The organism is Acinetobacter sp. WCHAc060033 (genome assembly GCF_004209125.1).
Lineage (GTDB): Bacteria > Pseudomonadota > Gammaproteobacteria > Pseudomonadales > Moraxellaceae > Acinetobacter > Acinetobacter wuhouensis.
In genome coordinates this window covers 1-19713 of record NZ_SGSW01000024.1, presented here as the reverse complement: position 1 = coordinate 19713, position 19713 = coordinate 1, and the positions used below count along the sequence as shown (strand labels likewise).

At 36.7% G+C, this 19713-nt stretch carries 17 protein-coding genes and 1 pseudogene; 10 read left to right on the top strand and 8 right to left on the bottom strand.

Annotated elements, in window-relative coordinates; all coding sequences use genetic code 11:
• Positions 1–36 precede the first annotated feature (36 nt).
• The 3 genes from tsaD to EXE10_RS11960 all read left to right on the top strand — a co-directional run bounded on the left by tsaD (position 37) and on the right by EXE10_RS11960 (position 2895).
• Positions 37–1047 (top strand): tRNA (adenosine(37)-N6)-threonylcarbamoyltransferase complex transferase subunit TsaD, encoded by a 1011-nt coding sequence (tsaD, locus tag EXE10_RS11970; RefSeq protein WP_130113530.1) that lies wholly within the window; start codon positions 37–39, stop codon positions 1045–1047.
• A gap of 141 nt (positions 1048–1188) precedes the next feature.
• Positions 1189–1578: a hypothetical protein gene (locus EXE10_RS11965; protein WP_130113529.1), complete on the top strand. Its 390-nt coding sequence runs from the start codon at positions 1189–1191 to the stop codon at positions 1576–1578.
• Between the two features lie 33 nt (positions 1579–1611).
• Entirely contained in the window at positions 1612–2895 is a 1284-nt protein-coding gene (locus EXE10_RS11960; protein ID WP_130113528.1) for an esterase-like activity of phytase family protein, read from the top strand.
• Between the two features lie 96 nt (positions 2896–2991).
• On the opposite strand, the gene EXE10_RS11955 is transcribed toward EXE10_RS11960, so the two are convergent.
• Both EXE10_RS11955 and EXE10_RS11950 read right to left on the bottom strand, forming a co-directional pair.
• The gene (locus tag EXE10_RS11955; RefSeq protein WP_130113527.1) at positions 2992–4050 is read right to left on the bottom strand and encodes a type II asparaginase; all 1059 of its coding nucleotides are present in this window, start codon (positions 4048–4050) and stop codon (positions 2992–2994) included.
• Positions 4051–4282: 232 nt separating this feature from the next.
• Positions 4283–5713: a pyridoxal phosphate-dependent aminotransferase gene (locus EXE10_RS11950; RefSeq protein WP_068976163.1), complete on the bottom strand. Its 1431-nt coding sequence runs from the start codon at positions 5711–5713 to the stop codon at positions 4283–4285.
• Between the two features lie 228 nt (positions 5714–5941).
• On the opposite strand from EXE10_RS11950, the gene msrB reads away from it, so the two are divergent.
• Positions 5942–6361 (top strand): peptide-methionine (R)-S-oxide reductase MsrB, encoded by a 420-nt coding sequence (msrB, locus tag EXE10_RS11945; RefSeq protein WP_068976162.1) that lies wholly within the window; start codon positions 5942–5944, stop codon positions 6359–6361.
• Positions 6358–6840 (top strand): glutathione peroxidase, encoded by a 483-nt coding sequence (locus EXE10_RS11940; RefSeq protein ID WP_068976161.1) that lies wholly within the window; start codon positions 6358–6360, stop codon positions 6838–6840. The genes msrB and EXE10_RS11940 overlap by 4 nt, the downstream gene beginning before the upstream one ends.
• A 184-nt stretch (positions 6841–7024) precedes the next feature.
• Here EXE10_RS11940 and metK read toward each other — a convergent pair whose 3' ends face one another.
• Positions 7025–8191 (bottom strand): methionine adenosyltransferase, encoded by a 1167-nt coding sequence (metK, locus tag EXE10_RS11935; RefSeq protein WP_130113526.1) that lies wholly within the window; start codon positions 8189–8191, stop codon positions 7025–7027.
• An 802-nt stretch (positions 8192–8993) separates the two neighbouring features.
• On the opposite strand from metK, the gene EXE10_RS11930 reads away from it, so the two are divergent.
• The 4 genes from EXE10_RS11930 (at position 8994) to EXE10_RS11915 (ending at position 13402) form a co-directional block, all read left to right on the top strand.
• The gene (locus tag EXE10_RS11930) at positions 8994–10151 is read left to right on the top strand and encodes a GGDEF domain-containing protein (protein ID WP_130113525.1); all 1158 of its coding nucleotides are present in this window, start codon (positions 8994–8996) and stop codon (positions 10149–10151) included.
• Positions 10152–10323: 172 nt separating this feature from the next.
• Positions 10324–12312, top strand: a complete 1989-nt coding sequence (gene tkt, locus EXE10_RS11925; RefSeq protein ID WP_130113524.1) for a transketolase — start codon at positions 10324–10326, stop codon at positions 12310–12312.
• A gap of 179 nt (positions 12313–12491) precedes the next feature.
• A complete protein-coding gene (locus EXE10_RS11920) occupies positions 12492–13016 on the top strand; it encodes a hypothetical protein (RefSeq protein ID WP_130113523.1) in 525 nt (174 codons plus the stop codon).
• A 170-nt stretch (positions 13017–13186) separates the two neighbouring features.
• Positions 13187–13402, top strand: coding sequence for a hypothetical protein (locus EXE10_RS11915; RefSeq protein WP_068976156.1), 216 nt, complete (start codon positions 13187–13189; stop codon positions 13400–13402).
• A 394-nt stretch (positions 13403–13796) separates the two neighbouring features.
• On the opposite strand, the gene EXE10_RS11910 is transcribed toward EXE10_RS11915, so the two are convergent.
• Both EXE10_RS11910 and EXE10_RS11905 read right to left on the bottom strand, forming a co-directional pair.
• A complete protein-coding gene (locus EXE10_RS11910) occupies positions 13797–15068 on the bottom strand; it encodes a mechanosensitive ion channel family protein (protein ID WP_130113522.1) in 1272 nt (423 codons plus the stop codon).
• A 525-nt stretch (positions 15069–15593) separates the two neighbouring features.
• Positions 15594–16004 (bottom strand): OsmC family protein, encoded by a 411-nt coding sequence (locus tag EXE10_RS11905; RefSeq protein ID WP_068976154.1) that lies wholly within the window; start codon positions 16002–16004, stop codon positions 15594–15596.
• Between the two features lie 273 nt (positions 16005–16277).
• Here EXE10_RS11905 and EXE10_RS11900 point away from each other — a divergent pair, with 273 nt between their 5' ends.
• Positions 16278–16856, top strand: a complete 579-nt coding sequence (locus EXE10_RS11900; RefSeq protein ID WP_068976153.1) for a YceI family protein — start codon at positions 16278–16280, stop codon at positions 16854–16856.
• Positions 16857–16913: 57 nt separating this feature from the next.
• Here EXE10_RS11900 and EXE10_RS11895 read toward each other — a convergent pair.
• The 3 genes and pseudogenes from EXE10_RS11895 to EXE10_RS11885 form a co-directional block, all read right to left on the bottom strand.
• Positions 16914–18155 (bottom strand): annotated as a pseudogene (locus EXE10_RS11895) (IS3 family transposase).
• Between the two features lie 97 nt (positions 18156–18252).
• The gene (locus tag EXE10_RS11890) at positions 18253–18969 is read right to left on the bottom strand and encodes a glutamine amidotransferase (RefSeq protein ID WP_130113521.1); all 717 of its coding nucleotides are present in this window, start codon (positions 18967–18969) and stop codon (positions 18253–18255) included.
• Positions 18970–19035: 66 nt separating this feature from the next.
• Complete coding sequence (locus EXE10_RS11885) at positions 19036–19605, bottom strand: TetR/AcrR family transcriptional regulator (RefSeq protein ID WP_130113520.1); 570 nt, start codon at positions 19603–19605, stop codon at positions 19036–19038.
• Positions 19606–19713 lie beyond the last annotated feature (108 nt).

The following is a 19713-nucleotide window of genomic DNA, read 5'->3' as shown; positions in this document are numbered from 1 at the left end:
TCTGGCAATATTTTGAAACGGGTAAAAGGCAATTTAATGATCGTTCTGGGCTTAGAAACTTCATGTGATGAAACAGGATTGGCGCTCTATGACAGTGAAGTCGGCTTAAGAGGACAAGTGCTATATAGTCAAATTAAATTGCATGCAGAATATGGCGGTGTCGTACCTGAGTTGGCATCTCGTGACCATGTGCGCAAACTTATTCCTTTAATTAATCAACTGCTTGAACAAAGTGGTGTGAAAAAAACTGAGATTGATGCAGTTGCGTATACGCGTGGACCAGGTCTTATGGGCGCATTGATGACAGGTGCTTTGTTTGGTCGAACTTTGGCTTTTGCATTAAATAAACCTGCAATTGGTGTACATCATATGGAAGGTCATATGCTTGCACCACTTTTATCTGCAACACCGCCTAAATTTCCGTTTGTCGCTTTATTGGTTTCTGGCGGACATACACAGTTGATGGCTGCACACAGCATCGGTGAATACGAAATCCTCGGTGAGTCGATTGATGATGCGGCTGGTGAAGCTTTTGATAAAGTTGCAAAAATGTTGAAATTACCTTACCCAGGTGGTCCAAATATTTCACGTTTGGCAGAGCAAGGTGATAAAGAAGCGTTTGAATTTCCACGTCCAATGTTGCATCAAGGCTTACAATTTTCATTTAGTGGCTTAAAAACAGCCGTTTCAGTCCAACTTAAAAAACTTGATGGTGAAAATCGTGATGCCGATATTGCTGCATCATTCCAAGAAGCCTTAGTAGATACTTTAGTTAAAAAATCTGTAAAAGCATTGAAGCAAACAGGTTTGAAAACTTTGGTGATTGCAGGTGGTGTGAGTGCCAATAAGCGTTTGCGTGAGCGTTTAGAGGCTGATTTAGCCAAAATTAAAGCGACTGTTTATTATGCAGAACCCGCTTTATGTACCGATAATGGTGCAATGATTGCTTTCGCAGGTTATCAACGTTTAAAAGCAGGACAACAGGATGGCTTGTCTGTAACCACAACACCACGCTGGCCGATGACGGAATTGACTAAGCCTGAGTAAATATTAGTAATGAAAGAGGCGGAAGCCTCTTTTTTATTTTCAATAATTTATAAGGCTGTGGTGGTGCGACTTTGGGCTGAGTTTTATTTAGGCTGAGTCTTTTGCTATGATGAATATTCTTAAACTAACAAAAAAGAAATGATGAAAAAAATTATCTTAATTGGATTGGTTGCTCTTTCTTTGTCGGCTTGCGATATAAAACCAGCAGCAAATGTTGAAGCTAAAAGTACTTTTAAGGATTCTACTGAATGTCAAAAGCAACTCAGAGAAATTGTAAAATCAAGTTTTAATTTACGAGGTATTCCAACGAGCGCCTTGAAATTCAATGTATTTGCAAAAACAGATAATGAAGAAAGAATACAAATTGATGCATTAAAAAATGAAGTAACTGACGCAAGACCAATCGGACAATTCAGAGTTTTAAAAAGTGAAAAGAAGATTTTTGATTCTACTTTTGATGAAACGAATTTGATCGAAGTGAATTTAAAAAATCATGAGAATGTAATTGATATATGTTTTCCTAAATCATAAGTTGATAATGCATCGAAAATAAAAGGATAAAATATGTACCAAAAATTTAGCAAAGGCGTGCAATTACCTTACGATATTTTAGATATACACAATATTCCAGATGGTGCAAAAGCAGGAAATTTTATAGAACTTCGTTGTGGTGGTTTTGGTTCAGAAATATCCGCACATCCAACTGAAAGAAATCAATTTTATGCACTCACAGATCGTGGTCCAAATACGACTTATGATGTAAATGGTGATAAAGGGAAAATATTTTTAGATCCAAGCTATACACCTAAAATTGGACTATTTCAGTTACATGAAAATGGCACGATTGAAAAAATAAAAGAAATCCTGCTTAAAGACCCAACAGGGCGAAATATTACAGGATTACCCAATCAGCATTTTGGCGCGACCAAAGAAATCGCATACGATCAGCATGGGCAAGTCTTAGAATATGGCACAGATGAATATGGTTTGGACTCAGAAGGATTGGTGGCATTAAAAGATGGCACGTTCTGGGTGAGTGATGAATATGGTCCACATATTGTGCATTTTGATGCAAATGGGGTAGAAATAGATCGCATCAATGCTTATGTGCAAGATACACGACGAAAATCAGACTATTTATTACCCTTAGAATTTGCCAATCGTCGTCAAAATAGAGGTATGGAAGGCTTAACGATCACACCAGATCAGAAAACTCTAGTGGGGATTATGCAATCCACGATGAGTAATCCTGATTCATCATTTTCGAAATCTGACCTTGTCCGTATTGTGATGATTAATCTTGAAAATAAACAAGTTTCGCAATATTTATACAAACAAGAGGGAATTGCTTATTCAAATACGGCAATCACAGCACTAAGTTCAAACGAGTTTTTAGTTGCCGAACGTGATGATGATTTTTATAAAGATAATCCGCAAGCGTTTAAGCGTGTTTATAAAATCGATATTCGTAATGCAACCGATTTAGAAAGTATTCAAAATAATGAAAATTTTCAGCAAGATGAAAATCTGGGTTTATTGATTGATGGACAAACTATAGAACAGTATGTTTTAAGTTCGGGTTGGGAGGGTTTAGCTCAACACGGTATTCATCCAGTTGCAAAAAAATTAGTGGTGGATTTGGTAGAGCGTTTGCAGTATCCACATGATAAAGTTGAAGGTTTATGGGTGATTGATGCACAACATTTAGCTGTATTAAATGATGATGACTATGGTTTTTCTGAAACTGATGGTGTTTTAGAACAGAAATATTTAGATCAAGAGAAAAATATAATAGATAGCAATACGCTTTATATTATTGATCAATTGGATTTGTCTGTTGATTCATAATTGATGCAAATAAAAGAATTGATAAAAGCAAAAACCGTCAAATTCATTGACGGTTTTTTTATCTAAATTCCAAGACTTTATATTTAAATTATAAAATTAATATTCCCAAAACATACGTTGAATCTCTTTAGCATCTTTGGTTTTGGTCAGGGCTAAAGCTGCTAAAAGCTTGGCTTTTTGCGGATTTAAATCATGAGCAACCACCCAACCATATTTATCATCGGGTTGTTCTGCATTGCGTAAGACAAACCCTTGTGGAACACGTGCAGAGCGAATGATTTGCACGCCTTGTTGCTGTAATTGATTTAAGGTCGGAACGATATAGTTCGGTACAGAACCATTGCCAGTGCCTGCATTGATAATCGCTTTTGCTCCTGCTTTGGCATACGCCAAATAGGCATCAGGTAGCATATTACCTGAGCCATAGACGATTTGGACTAAAGGTAGGGCATCACCTTGAATATTTTCAATATTAAATTCTGAGCTGTTATTAAAACGTTTTGCGACATTTCTAAACCAATATGGCTTTCCTTCAACGAGCGTTCCTAAAGCACCCCATTGGCTTGCAAAAGCATTGGTATGAATGTTAATAGTTTTGGTCACATCTCGGGCTGCAAAAATACTATCATTCATCAGCACAAAAACGCCTTTGCCTTTTGCACTATCGGCTGCTGCAAGTGCAACAGCACTATATAGATTTAAAGGTCCATCGGCAGAAAGTGCTGAAGGTGGACGCATCGAACCCACGACGACAATCGGTTTGTTGGTATGAACAGTTAAACTTAGAAAGAATGCCGTTTCTTCTAAAGTGTCTGTTCCATGAGTAATCACCACACCATTAACATCAGGTTTTTTAACCAGTTCATTGACTTTACGCGCTATGGTAAGCAATTCTTTATCAGTAATGCTTTCAGAAGCCACTTGTAAGGCTTGTACACCTGTAACATTGGCAAGGTTTTGGATTTGAGGCACAGCATTTAACAAATCGTCGACAGGGACTTTTGCTGCGGTATAAGTTGCGCTATTGGTTGAGCTGGCGCCTGCACCTGCAATGGTGCCACCAGTCGCAACAACGACGACATTATTTTTGGCATAACTGGAAAATGGCAGAAGCATACCAATCGAAAGCACAAGGGCGGTAACCGTTTTTTTCATAAAAGTTCCTTTTCTATCCATTGATCTATTATTTAAGTTTTAAGCATTTTCTATGCCGATTTTTAACTTAATATAAAAAATGGTCTTTTGCCCATATCTATTTAAAAATGTTATTTTTTGAATAATCATTCAAATTTATAATTGAAAAGTGTTGTTAGAGTAAATCGAAAATACAATATAGAAAACGTAAAAAAGGCACTCAGTGGAGTGCCTATTATTTTATTGTTGAGAATTAACGCATTTTAGCCAAGAAGCGACTTAAACGGGTTAATGCTTCACGCAATTCATTTTCAGCAGGTAAGAACACCACACGGAAATGATCAGGGGTTGGCCAGTTAAATCCAGTTCCCTGAACTAAAAGCACTTTTTCTGCTTTTAAGAAATCTAACATGAATTTCTCATCATCTTCAATTGGATAGATTTCAGGATCTAGGCGAGGGAAACAGTACATTGCACCCTCAGGTTTTACACAACTTACACCTGGAATGTCATTCAACATTTCCCATGCAATATTACGTTGTTCGTATAAACGACCACCTGGACGAATCAAATCATTGATCGACTGATAACCACCAAGTGCTGTTTGGATCGCATACTGTGCTTGATGATTCGCACACAAGCGCATAGAAGCCAGCATGTCTAAACCTTCAATATAGTCGGCAGCACGAGATTTATCACCTGTGATCGCCATCCAACCTGAACGATAGCCCGCAATACGATACGCTTTAGATAAGCCATTAAATGAAATACATAATTGATTACCTGCAAGCGCAGCAACAGATACATGTTCAATACCGTCATAAACGATTTTGTCATAAATTTCATCTGCAAATAAAATCAAATCGTATTTCTTAGCCAGTGCAACAATTTGCTCTAAAACATGACGTGGATAAACGGAACCTGTTGGGTTATTTGGGTTAATAATCACGATCCCGCGCGTATTCGGGGTGATTTTGCTTTCCATATCTGCAATATCAGGGTACCAGTAATTTTGGTCATCACATTTATAGTGAATCGCAGTACCGCCTGAAAGATTCACTGCAGCAGTCCACAGTGGATAGTCAGGCATTGGAATCAGCATTTCATCGCCATCATCCAATAGACCTTGCATCGCCATTACGATCAGTTCAGATACACCATTCCCGACATACACATCATTGACATGCATATTGAGAATGCCTTTCTGTTGATAATACTGACAGATTGCTTTACGTGCAGGAAAAATCCCTTTTGAGTCGGTATAACCAATTGCATTTGGTAGATTTAAAGCCACATCATTGATAATTTCTTGTGGCGCTTCAAAGCCAAATGGGGCAGGGTTGCCAATATTGAGCTTGATAATTTTATGACCCGCTTCTTCCATCTCATTGGCCGCTCGTAACACAGGTCCACGGATGTCGTAGCATACATGCTCGAGCTTAGACGATTTTTTTATTTCGCGTGGGGTTTGGATACTGTTCGGCATTTTGAGGTTCTCGGAAAGAGTGGAGTTCACTTTTGCATAACGATATAAATAACTTTTAAATGTTTCAGTTGTTACGAGATCAAGATTATGTTCGTCTCTAAGTAAGGCAACAATTTTTTCATGGGTAAATCCATCCTGTTGATATTGTCGAATCACAGGGAGCAGATTTTTAAAAATAACGCTCTTTTTTTGCGACATTTTCTAATCCTGAGCAAGAACAGCGCTTAGATTAACACTAAAATTGCTCACAAAAAAGGATAAATTAAATTAATTTGCTCACTTTAATTTTTATATTGCTTTCTTTTTGCTATTGGTTCTGATGTAAGTCTTTTGTAAATTGTGAACTTAGGACTAGAAATTTTAAGATGAATAACGTAAATATACGATTAACCTATTTTAAGTAGCATGATAGTAAAGGAAATAATCATGGGAAAACTCAATAAAACAGACAGAGAATGGCAAAGAGAGTTATCACCAGAGGAATTTAAAATTACTCGTCAAAAAGGGACTGAGCCTGCATTTACTGGAAAATATTGGAATACCAAGCAGAATGGGACTTATGTATGTCGATGTTGTGGAGAGCCACTATTCACTTCAGAGTCAAAATTTGACAGTGGTTGTGGTTGGCCAAGCTTCTTTAAAGCCATCAACAATTCTGCTATAGAAGAACATGATGATCACTCACATGGTATGGAACGTGTTGAGATCGTATGTCATCACTGTGACGCGCATTTGGGGCATGTCTTTGAAGATGGACCTCAACCAACGGGTTTACGCTATTGCGTGAATTCAGCTTCATTAGAATTAAAAACACAAGAAAAAGGCGACGAGGAAACTTATCCATGACAAATGTTTATCAGTTTGACGCTGAACTGTTAGAGGGCGAGAATAAATCTTTTTCAGATTATGAAGGGAAAGTTTTATTGATCGTAAATACTGCGAGTAAATGTGGATTTACTCCACAATTTGCAGGCTTAGAAAAACTTTATGAAAAATATAAAGATCAGGGTTTTGAAGTCTTGGGTTTTCCATGTAATCAGTTTGGTGGACAAGACCCTGGTTCAAACGAGCAAATCGGTGAATATTGCCAACGTAACTATGGGGTGAGTTTCCCGATGTTCGCCAAGGTTGATGTAAAAGGCCCAAGTGCACATGTGATCTTCCGTTATTTAACCAATAACAGTAAGGGAATTTTGGGCAATGGTATAAAATGGAATTTCACTAAATTTTTAATCAATAAAAAAGGTGAAGTACTCAACCGTTATGCGCCAACGACTAAACCTGAAGATTTAGAAAAAGACATTGAAAGTGCTTTGGCTGGTTAATGAAAGCGAAGCTATTTGAAATGATTTACCTTTTTAAATTGAACTTGTGATCATCCCGATGCACTTATAGATTTGAACTATTTTATAGATTGTAATGAATTTACAATTAAAAAAGCCCAATAAATAGATTGGGCTTTTTTGTCATCACTTCAAATTAGGATAAGAATGATGGATTTTGTATAAATTATAGACCAGCAGAAGCTTTTAATGCTTCAACTTTGTCTGTTTTTTCCCAAGTAAAGGCTGTATTAGAACCTTCACGACCAAAGTGACCATAAGCAGCTGTTTGCTTATACATTGGTTGGATTAAGTTCAACATACGAGTAATACCGTATGGACGTAAGTCAAAATGTTCACGAACCAATTGAACGATTAACTCATCAGATACTTTACCTGTATTGAAAGTATTGATTGAAATAGACGTTGGTTCAGCAACACCAATGGCATAAGACACTTGGATTTCACATTTATCTGCAAGACCAGCTGCAACAATATTTTTTGCAACATAACGACCTGCATAAGCCGCAGAACGGTCAACTTTTGATGGATCTTTACCAGAGAAAGCACCACCGCCGTGACGCGCCATACCACCGTATGTATCTACGATGATCTTACGACCTGTTAAACCACAGTCACCTACAGGACCACCGATCACAAATAAACCTGTTGGGTTAATGTGGAATTTGGTTTCTGCATGGAACATTTCAGCTGGAATGATTTTCTTCACGATTTCTTCAATCACAGCTTCTTTTAAATTCGCTTGTGAAATCTCAGGATCGTGCTGAGTTGAAAGTACAACAGCATCTAAACGAACGGGTTTGCCATTTTCATAAGCGAAAGTGACTTGGCTTTTCGCATCTGGACGTAACCATGGAAGTGTGCCATTACGACGCAATTCAGCTTGCTTTTCCATCAAACGATGTGCATATGAAATAGGAGCAGGCATTAAAACATCAGTTTCACGGCTTGCATAACCAAACATTAAACCTTGGTCACCCGCACCTTGATCTTCAGGTTTTTGGCGGTCTACACCTTGTGCAATCTCTGGTGATTGTTTACCAATCATGTTGATCACAGCACACGTAGAACCATCAAAGCCTAAGTCTGTGTGATGATAGCCAATACCATTCACTGTATGACGTACGATTGCTTCAAAATCTACGTTTGCAGTTGTTGTGATTTCACCCGCAAGTACGACAGCACCAGTTTTTACTAATGTTTCGCATGCAACCCTTGCATATGGGTCTTCTTTTAAGATTGCATCCAAGATAGCGTCACTGATTTGGTCAGCCATTTTGTCAGGATGACCTTCGCTCACAGATTCCGAAGTAAAAACAGCATACTCGCGCATGAAAGTCCTATCGCAGTAATTTATAAAGACGCGTTATGTTACATCGACTTCAGTCTAAGCACTAGCACATCTTAGCCAAAATGCATGAAATTATTTCAATTAGATGGTTTTAAAACGAATAAACATATCAATTTTTCTTATTAACTGATATTACGCACGTCAAAAGAACAGCATTGTTTTAAAGCTTACTTGGCAGAGTCTTACATCAAAAAATTTGATTTAGAGATTAGCCTTCCGCTGGACTTACTTTTCTTTCGGGAAAATGAGCAGTGAAACTGCGCAAGGAAACCATCTTGCGGAGCTTTGCTCCTCACCGCAGAACTCGCCAGCTACCGTCAAAATATTGAATACATCGCAGAAACATTTATATTCAAAAGTAGTCCTGCCTCAGACAGATGCGGATGACGTTATCGCGTATCCATTTTTCCTAGATTTTAAATATGCATTTGATGTTACTGCGTAACATCAGTTATTAAGGGCTCTTTAATTCTTTAAATAGAGATGCGATTTCGATTTTGAAATGAGTTTATATTTATCATGGATAAAAAGTCCTAAAAAATTATCCTAGAATTAAGTGATATATTTTTAGTGCTGAGTTTTAGAAATGAATTAAATTTTTAAAATAGGTGCTGTTTTGTTTTTAAAATGAGTATTTTGACTCATTTTTATTACTTTGTGTGAAACTTTGTTATTTTTATGCTATTTAAAAAACTATAAATTTTAGATATTTAATTCGTGAAAGATTGCAGATGTATTATACTGAATAAATAACAAGCATCCTGATTTAGGCGATTTTTTTTGTATGCAATCTTTGGTTCATTTTTTGTCTAGTCGTATGGGAAATGATTTTAAGATTCTGAATTGGAATCCTATTCAGAAATGTATTTTGGTTTTTATACTTTTTATTCAAATTAAAGTTCTTTGGATTATTTGGAAAGCATATATTTTTCTGACACCTGAAGTGCAGATTTTTGTTCATTTATCAGAAGTTAGATTACAGCTATATATCGAATTTTTTGAGATATTTGTTGCAGTACTTTTTATTGTTGGATTATTGCTAATCTCCAAATCAAGGAAAGGTGAGGTTATTTTACCTTATCTTTCTGTCAATGTTTTTGGACTTACACTGATTTTTGACGCTTATATGGCGGGTGTATTTAGTCCTAATACTATGACTAATGCTGTCTGTTATTTGTTTGTAGGATTTATTCTATTTAACGTACGGGTGATGCTCTCTGTTATTACAAGTTTAGCAATTACCATTGGTGTGATCAGTGATCAAACCATAAAAGGGAATTTAGTAAATGCGCCATTATTTAATTTTGAAACCATTGGAACGCCAGAATATTTAAATGGCTTTTGGATGGGTTCGATTACGTATTTTACTTTTCCAATAATAATCATTTGTATTTTACTATTGCTGTTGATCTTAAAACAATGGCGTGAACGAGAGAGTTATATTGCACATTTGGTACAATTTGATGCACTAACGGATGTTTATAATCGAAGAAAGCTCACTGAAATTTTACAACACTTAGATCGTGGGAAAAAGCATGCGATTTTGATGCTAGATTTGGATCATTTTAAGCAAGTGAATGATCGTTATGGGCATTTGATTGGTGATCAAGTTCTTATTTCTGCAGCAGAAGTACTGAAAGCGAATATTCGTAGCACTGATATTTTAGGGCGTTATGGTGGTGAAGAATTTCTGATTATATTGAACGATACAGATGAAAAGAAAGCTAGAACGATTGCAGAACGTTGTATCGCTGCTTTAGCTGAAATTGAGCATCCTTTAACACATAATTCGACCTTTAATGTAACTGCGAGTATGGGAATCGCATTTCTTTATCAAGGTATCAATGTAAAAGATGCTTTAAATAGTGCCGATATCGCTTTGTATCAAGCAAAGGCGGAGGGTCGAAATCAAATTCGTTTCTCAAAAGATATTTTAGGTTGACTAAGAAATTAGATTTTTTGCTAAATTTTGCCTATTTTTTGTTCTCTTGTGTGTAAGCACGTTAAATATAGATTATTAGTCTTTACGCTTACATATTTTTTTAAGACAATAGATCGTTATTGAATTTGTATTCATCTTCTACATTTATTAACCCATTATTGGACTGAGATTTATGACAACCCCGCTGAATGAACGTCGTATTGCCAATGCAATTCGTGTACTCGCAATGGATGCTGTGCAAAAAGCAAATTCTGGACATCCAGGCGCACCAATGGGGATGGCAGATATCGCTGATGTGGTATGGCGTGAGTTTTTAAACCACAACCCAACAAATCCACAATGGGCGAACCGTGACCGTTTTGTACTTTCAAATGGTCATGGCTCAATGCTTCAATATGCATTATTACATTTGACAGGTTATGATCTTTCAATCGAAGATTTAAAATCTTTCCGTCAATTACATTCTAAAACTCCAGGTCACCCAGAATTGGGCTATGCACCTGGGATCGAAACTACCACAGGTCCATTGGGTCAGGGTATTGCCAATGCAGTTGGTTTTGCACTTGCTGAAAAAACTTTAGCTGCTCAATTCAACAAAGAAGACATCAAAGTTGTAGATCATTTCACTTACTGTTTCTTGGGTGATGGTTGCTTAATGGAAGGTGTTTCTCATGAAGCATGTTCATTGGCAGGGACTTTGGGTCTAGGCAAGCTCGTTGCTTATTATGATGACAATGGCATCTCAATTGACGGTGAAGTAGAAGGTTGGTTCTCTGACGATACAGAACAGCGTTTCTTAGCGTATGGTTGGCAAGTGCTTAAAGTTGATGGTCACGATGCTGATGCAATTCGTGCTGCAACTGTTGAAGCAAAAGCTGAAACGACTAAACCAACATTGATCATGTGTAAAACGGTGATCGGTTTAGGTTCACCAAATAAACAAGGTAAAGAAGATTGTCACGGTGCGCCACTGGGTAATGATGAAATTGCATTAACCCGTGAAGCTTTAGGCTGGACAGAAGAAGCGTTTGTAATTCCTGAAGATGTCTATACGTCTTGGGATGCTAAAGCAAAAGGTACTGCTTCTGAAGCAGCTTGGAATGAAACTTTTGCTGCTTATGCTGCAAAATATCCAACTGAAGCGGCTGAACTTAAGCGTCGTTTAGAAGGTGATTTACCTGCTGATTTCGCTGCTAAAGCAGATGCTTATATTGCGGAAGTGAATGCAAAAGGCGAAACCATCGCAACACGTAAAGCAAGCCAAAATGCAATCCAAGCATTTGCACCATTATTGCCTGAAATTTTAGGTGGTTCTGCTGATTTAGCGGGTTCAAACCTGACACTTTGGAAAGGCGCAAAAGGCGTTGAGTCTGATGCTGCGGGTAATTATGTACATTATGGTGTACGTGAATTCGGTATGACTGCGATTGCCAATGGTGTCGCTTTACACGGTGGTTTCATTCCTTATGTTGCTACATTCCTGATGTTTATGGAATATGCGCGTAATGCAGTGCGTATGTCTGCATTGATGAAACAACGTGTGATTCATGTGTATACGCATGACTCAATTGGCCTAGGTGAAGATGGTCCTACACACCAACCTGTAGAGCAAATTGCATCTTTACGTGGTACTCCAAATTTAAATACTTGGCGTCCATGTGACACTGTAGAAGCATCTATTTCTTGGAAATCTGCTTTAGAACGTAAAGAAGGTCCTACAGCGTTAATTTTCTCTCGTCAAAACTTAGCATTCCAAACACGTACAGAAGCACAAATTGCTGATGTTGCGAAAGGTGGTTATGTATTGGCTGAAGAAAAAGGGGAATTGAAAGCGATCATCATTGCAACAGGTTCAGAAGTGGGCTTGGCAATGGAAGCGTATGCGCAACTTGAAGGTGTACGTGTTGTGTCTATGCCATGTGCTGAAGAGTTTGTAAAACAAGATGCTGCTTATCGTGAAGCAGTTCTTCCGTCAAACATTCGTGCGCGTGTTGCGGTTGAAGCTGCACATGTAGATTATTGGTGGAAATTTGTAGGTCTTGACGGTCGTGTGATCGGTATGACGACTTATGGCGAATCTGCACCTGCGAAAGATTTGTATCAACACTTCGGTATTACCACTGAAGCCGTTGTTGCAGCAGTAAAAGAATTAACAGCTTGATTTAAATCATTAAATTTTCTGTTTAAAAAACGCTCCAAAATTGGAGCGTTTTTTTTTGAAAAAAAGTTTAAAAGTATCGTTATTTGACTTTGGCTTGAAAAGAAATACAAATGATTACCATGCTTTGCTTCGGCACAGTTTATATTTTATGAGAACAAAAAATAAAAAAGGACAGTCTTATGGTTCGTATAAAGTCATTTATGATCGGCACTTTGATTGGATTGAATGCATTGACCCAAGTGCAAGCTTTTGAAAAAACAATCAAAGTTCAGTGGGATGATAAAGGAAAATTTGAGCAAGCACTTTTATCAAAGGTCGTTATAGGGCATTGGACTTATGTAGAGCTTGAATATCCTGAAAAATATCAGAAAGCCAGCGATAAAATGTTGATCAATATGAATGATAAAAGGGCGATTTTAAATTTGAGCCTGAGTTGCATAGAACCTGATGAAAAAAGTAAATTTGTGATAGAGGATCATCGTGGACTAGATCGTTTAAATGCAGAGCAGAATGATCTTGATATTGCTTTGGATGGTCAAAGCTACGGAAATCCATTTTTGCAAAGTGCTGTAGAATTTGAAAAATTTAAACAAGCCATATTAAGTGCAAAAAAAATCCAATTCAACGCAGATGCTTATGGTGCCCCATATCATTTTGTAAATCGGAATGCTGATTTATTGTTGACTCCAGTGACTTGCTCATGAATTAAAATAGGTGATTTTAAATTTATAAAATTGTTTTAATTTAAAAGCTTATATGATGATGCTGAAATAGAGAGGAAAGAGCTGGCAGTTTTTATTAAAAGGTATATAGTGTCCTGCGTCATTTCGTTTTCATGAGATATGATGGATTAAATTCCATAAGTGAGGAAAATATGAGCCTTTATGAGCAAATTAGTGACGAAATCACTTTAATGGATGCAGGTGAGCAAAAGTGGATCGGACAAGATTTACCACTTGAATCAATGGTTGCTGTAGAGTTGTTACTTCAGGATTTTCAAGAAGACAAGTTGATTAAAATTCGTCGTAAGAACCATGAAAAGCAAACTGGTTTAAAGCAAATTGACCGTATCTTGGTTGAGAAGCTATAAGATTGAAAAGCCCCGAAAGGGGCTTTAGTTTTATGTGTAATAAAAAATTTAAAATCAGAATAACGAAACCCTCATTGCACCCAAACTAAGTGCAATGAATTGAATATTTAATGTGAGTTTGATAAGTTATTTTAATAATTTATATAAAGTTCATTGTGACGGAGTCTCATTGTTTTTGTTCATATATCGGGGATTAACCTTCGGTTGGAGTTACTTTTGTTTCGGCAAAAGTAACCAAAACCATTGTCCTTCGCAGAACTCGACACATACCGAAACATATCAAAATTATCGCAAAAACATTAACCTGTAGGTTTAGTCCTGCCTCAAACAATTGCGAAGGACGATTCCGCGTATCGAAAGTTGGTGAAAATCCACTTCGAACACAGGTTATTTATTAAGACGAAAAATGCTGATCGTGATTCACAACATGATTTTGCTGAAACATCGCTTGCAAATCAGAGCCAGACGGTGCTTGATAAATTTTTAAACCAAACTCAGGTAAGATCGCCATCAGATGATCAAAAATATCAGATTGAATCATCTCATAATCACCCCAAATCGTGGTGTTAGCAAACGCATAAATTTCCAAAGGTAAACCCTCACTGGTGGGCTGCATTTGACGTACCATGACAGTTTGCGTTTGTGAAATTCCTGAATGTTGCTTCAAATAGGCAGTCACATAAGCACGAAAGGTTCCAATATTGGTCAAACGACGTTGGTTAAGCATTGCATCATTTAAGAATTGCTGATTAAACGCTTTCAGCTCGTTTTGTTTTTCATTCAGATAAGAATCCAGCAATAAAAATGATTTAAATTTATTTTGCTCCTGTGCACTTAAAAAATGCACACTATTTTGATCAATAAAAATAGAACGCTTGATACGTCTCGCACCAACTTGTTTCATCCCACGCCAATTTTTAAACGTATCCGTGACCAATTTATTGGTGGGAATGGTGGTAAAAGTCTTATCAAAATTTTGCACGGTAATGGTATGAAGTGACATATCGATCACATCGCCATCAGCATTTAAAGAAGGCATTTCGATCCAATCACCAATGCGTACCATGTCATAAGATGAGATTTGAACAGAAGCAACCAAAGATAAAATGGTATTTTGAAATACCAACATCAGTACCGCAGCCATTGCACCAAAGCCTGCAAGTAAACTGAATACATCTTTTTTCAGGAATGTGCCTAAAATCAATAAGCCACAAACGATATAAATGATCAGTTTAACTAACTGTAAATATCCCTTGATTGGCTTATTACGAGACTTAGGATTTTTTTGATAGACTAAATTGAAAATGCTCAGAAATTCACTGATTGCCAACGCAATGGTTACAAAAATAAAGGCTTGACCAAGCATTTGTACCACAGAAATCATTTTTTCTGATAAATGTGGAACAGTGACAATACCATTAATGATTACAATGGCGGGAACAATATTGGCAATGCGGCGAATGACACTATGCTGAGATAAAATGTCGCTATTGGCGAATTTTAATTTTTCAATCAGCTTTCGGATGCCACGCACAACAACTTGTTTAGCAACAAAGTTTGCCAATAAAGCGAAACCAATCAGGATCCCCAGTGAAGTGAGCATTTCTAACCAAGGATATTGATCAGACCAATCTTGAATGTTTTGGATAAAAGCAAACTTTTCCAAAAGTAAAAACCTCTTATATTGTCAAATGTGGTTATTTTATTGATAATTAATGACAATATCTTGATTGATAACGTTTGCGCTACATTGTTTGCACAGAAATAATGAACTTTCTTAAGATTGCTTACAGCTAAAATGTGTATAACAGATATGCTGCGAATTTCCACATCTGTTATAGTTTCTTTGTGAAGAAGTGCATCTACGCATTGCTAGGCAGTTATACTAAAATATCTTTTTATTTTTGAAATGTGAGACCTTCAATATGATGAAGTTTTTAAGAAAGAAAAATAAAACTAGTTTTGTCTTCTTTATCATGGTGTTGTATTCATTTATTGGTGTTGTAGCGGGTTATTTTTTAACAAACTATTTTATGTAAATATCGCCTAAAATGAGGGTGCTTTTGTTCAAATGTGATGGTTCTGATTTAAACTGACAATTGAATTAAACGTCTTGATATTGTCAGTTTAAACCGAATGTAAACTCAATTATTCAGTGCTGAATAAGTTGATAATTGGCTTAAGTTTTCAATTATTCAACAATTAATTCAGACTGGATTTGAATATTTGAGGTTAATAATTTGTGAACAGGGCAACTTTCAGCGACTTTTAATAGGCGTTTGTGTTGATCTTCCGTGAATTGACCTTTTAAGGTGATTTTTCTCACGATATTGTTATGACCAGCTTCGGGATCACCCTCAGGATTCAAAGCCAAATCAACTTGCACATGGTCGAGTTGAATGCCTTTGTGGTTGGCATACATTTCTAAAGTCACCGTAGTACATGCGCCTAAAGCCGAGAGTAAAATTTGCATCGGATTTGGTGCGGTATCTTTACCACCTTTATCCAAAGGTTCATCGGCATACCACGTATGACCTTGTGGATTGCTAAGTGTGACACGATACGGTGTTTGGATGCTGAGCGCTTGTGCGGAATGAACCATTCAAATTTACCAAATAGAATATTTAATACTATAGATAACGAAAATTAGATGAAAACTCTAGTGTAATTTCTTGATCTATTTTCTGACTTAAGTTTAATTCTGCTTCTTGTTTATTTATATTGTCAGTATTTTATGTGAAAACATAGGTTTAAAACCTGAGGTGATTCAGGGTGCAGAATCGTTGCATATATGCAACATAACGTATTAGCAATAACAGTGAATTAAAATGTGAAGCGTATAGAATAGCAATCATTCCAAAGAGAGATTAAGAACATGAACTTTAAATCATTAACATTAGGCTTGGCGATCGCTTCTGTAGCAACTTTTACTGTCGCTAAACCAGTAGACTACAAAATTGATCCTACGCATACAGCAACTGTATTTACTTGGAATCACTTTGGTTTTTCTACACCGTCTGCAAACTTTAGCGATATCCAAGGAACGATTTCTGTAGATACAGCTAAACCTGCTGATTCTTCTGTGAATGTAACGATTCCATTATCAAGCTTAAATACAAACGTTAAAGCTTTGGATGAGCACTTAAAAACAGCTGATTTCTTTGATGCTGAAAAATATCCAAACATCACTTTTAAAAGTACTAAAGTTCAAGCTTTAGGTAAAAATAAATACAAAATCACAGGTAATTTAACTGTGAAAGATGTGACTAAACCTGTTGTTTTAGATGCTGTTTTAAACAAAACAGGTGCGCACCCAATGACTAAAGCAGAAACAGTAGGTTTCAATGCAACGACTTCATTTGATCGTTCTGCATTTGGTGTAGGTGCTTATGTGCCTAACGTGGGTGATAAAATCACTGTAAACATCACAACAGAAGCTTCTGTAGCAAAATAATTTTTGTAAAACTGTTTCGTCCTGAAATAGATTGACAGTATTTCATTTAAAACCGAGTTAAGCAATTAGCTCGGTTTTTGCTTTCTCATACATTTGATTTGGAGTTAACATCTCCAAGCTCAAATGCGGTCTATAACAGTTATAAATCTCTACCGATTCTATAATTAATTGATTCAATTCCTCCATCGTATTACAGCGTGTTGTTAAAAACTCTTGCTTCAATATACCATTCACTCTTTCAGCAAGCGCATTCTGGTAACAGTCATGTCCGTCTGTCATCGATGGAGTAACTCCATGCTTATTCAAAGCTGATTGATATAACTCAGAACAATATTGTGAACCTCGATCTGAATGATGAATCATCACAGTGGATCGATCTGTTGAGTGTTTCATTGCCATTTCAAAAGCTTGTACCACGCTCTCTGCTTTCATATCTTTCGATAATTTATAGCCTTTAATCTGTCGGGTATAAGCATCTGTGACCAATGATAAATAATGCACACCTTCAGCACTTTCGACATACGTAATATCACTAACAAGAACCTCATTCACTTGTACGGGTTTGTAGTCTTTCAATAAATTAGGATGTTTCTTCATCCAATGTTTACTATCTGTCGTTTTGGTATAACGACGTTTAGGTCGAATTAATAAGTTATTTTCTTTCAATATCTTAAATAATTGATCTCGACCAAACTTTAGACCGAGCTCTATGAGTTTCGGTTTAATTAACCAATACAACTTACAACCAATACAACTTACGAGTACCAATGCTCGGCATTAAATAACGATAATGCATCACAAGATCAATCACTTGCTGCGTTTTTTGAGCCAGAACTTGAGCACGATTTTCCGATTGATAGTAGGCTTGTCTTGAAATTCCAAGCCATTGACATAAGCGAGTAACACTTAGTCTTCTTTTGCTTTTCCAATCTTCGAAACGTGCTCTATATACTTTTTTTGAAAATCCGTCCCACATTCTTTATCTAAGTGATAAATCACATCTTCAACAAACTCTGTCTTGAGTTTTTCCTCAGCCAATTGCTTTTCTAACTGACGAATACGTTGTTGCGGAGTGAGTTGGCGTTTTGATGATTTTGGCATGTTTTTAGAAGTCCAATCTTGTTGTCCGAACTTACGTAGCCAGACTAAAACAGTTGATCTACCTTGAATACCATATTTTGCTTGTACTTGCTTATAGGTAATTTGCCCTTTTTCAACTTCATGAATAACCATCATTTTAAAGGCAAAGGAATAATCTCTTTGAGTTCGTTTAACTCTTTGCTTTTGATCTTGTTCCATAAAATAAGTCTCTAATGTGTAAACTTATTTCAGGACGGGACAAACAGATCTTTAAAAGAAAGCACTCAATTTGAGTGCTTTTTTGTCACATAAAAAATTAAAAACTTAACTGGTTCATAACGTTCGCTAAAACCTGCGGAGATTTGGTTTCTAAAATTGGTGCATATTTTTCATTATCACGTCTAAGCTGTGGAATATTGATTTCAGCTTTACGAAGTTCACACGTATGACCAATGAGCCATTTTTCCATACTGTCAGCAGCCACTTCGACATGGAATTGCAGCGCTAAAATATTTTGTCCGATTCTAAAAGCTTGATTCGGGTAAATTTCAGAACTCGCCAATAATTCAGCATGTTCAGGCAAATCAAAAGTATCACCATGCCAATGCAAAACTTCAGTATTTTCCAAAGGCAATAACGGGTTATTTGGAATATTTTGAATCTTTAATTTAGACCAACCAATTTCTTCCTGGTGTCCTGCATAAACTTTCGCCCCCAAAGCATGGGCAATCAGTTGTGCACCTAAACAAATCCCAATCGTGGGTAAGTTTTTTGCTAAACGTTGTTTTAAATAGGCAATTTCATCATTTAAAAATGGATAGTCTTCAGTTTCATAGACCCCAATCGGACCACCTAAAATAATTACCAAGCCCTCAAATTCAAAAGCTTTTTTTAAATCATCAACACCTGCCTCAAAGTAGCGAACCCGATAATCGTGTTCATAAAAGGTATCTTCAATAATACCCAAATCTTCAAAAGCTAAATGTTGAATTGCATAGATCGTTTTAGGCAAAGCGGATGTTGGAGCAGTCATGATTTATACGGTTTTATAAGGAATATAGGGTATTTATAGCAGTTTATAGTGAGCTTAAATATAAAATTATGATGCCTTTTGCAACATGGCTTTAATACACTGTTTGCTTGATTCTAAAATCAGCAATTTGATCGATTCATCCGCCATGCTACGTGCCATCAGTATTGCTCCGACCAATTGGCACATGACTGCCCATGCTTTTTCTTCACTGCCCAAATGTTTCATAAAAAGGTGCTGACCACGGAGTAGTTCAGCTTGATACACTTGTTTTATGTCAATCTCAGAACGAGCAACTTCACTGGCTAAAGTCGGCAATACACAGCCATGATCAGGACGTTCTACATGAGAAATTGACAGGTAGCGATTGAGTTCAAAGTCCATCCATGCTTCAGCATCGTCTTGATGTGGATTGTCTTGCCACATTTGAAGACTGTGTTGTAATTCATTTTCAATCAAAGCTTTGAATAAATCAGATTTAGATGAAAAGTGAGAATAAAAAGCACCGCTGGTCACACCTGCAGCTTTCATAAAACTGTCTACACCTGTGGCACTAAAGCCATTTTTTTTGGCAATTTGACCACTGATGTCCAATAACTCTTGACGTTTCTCAGCTTTATAGCCTGATTTATAACGCATTGTATTACCTCATATATCCAACTAAATAACTGACACTACGTACTAAAAAATATAGAAAGATTTTTAAGTTTTAAACGGAGTCTTACATCAATGATTTTAATTCAGGGA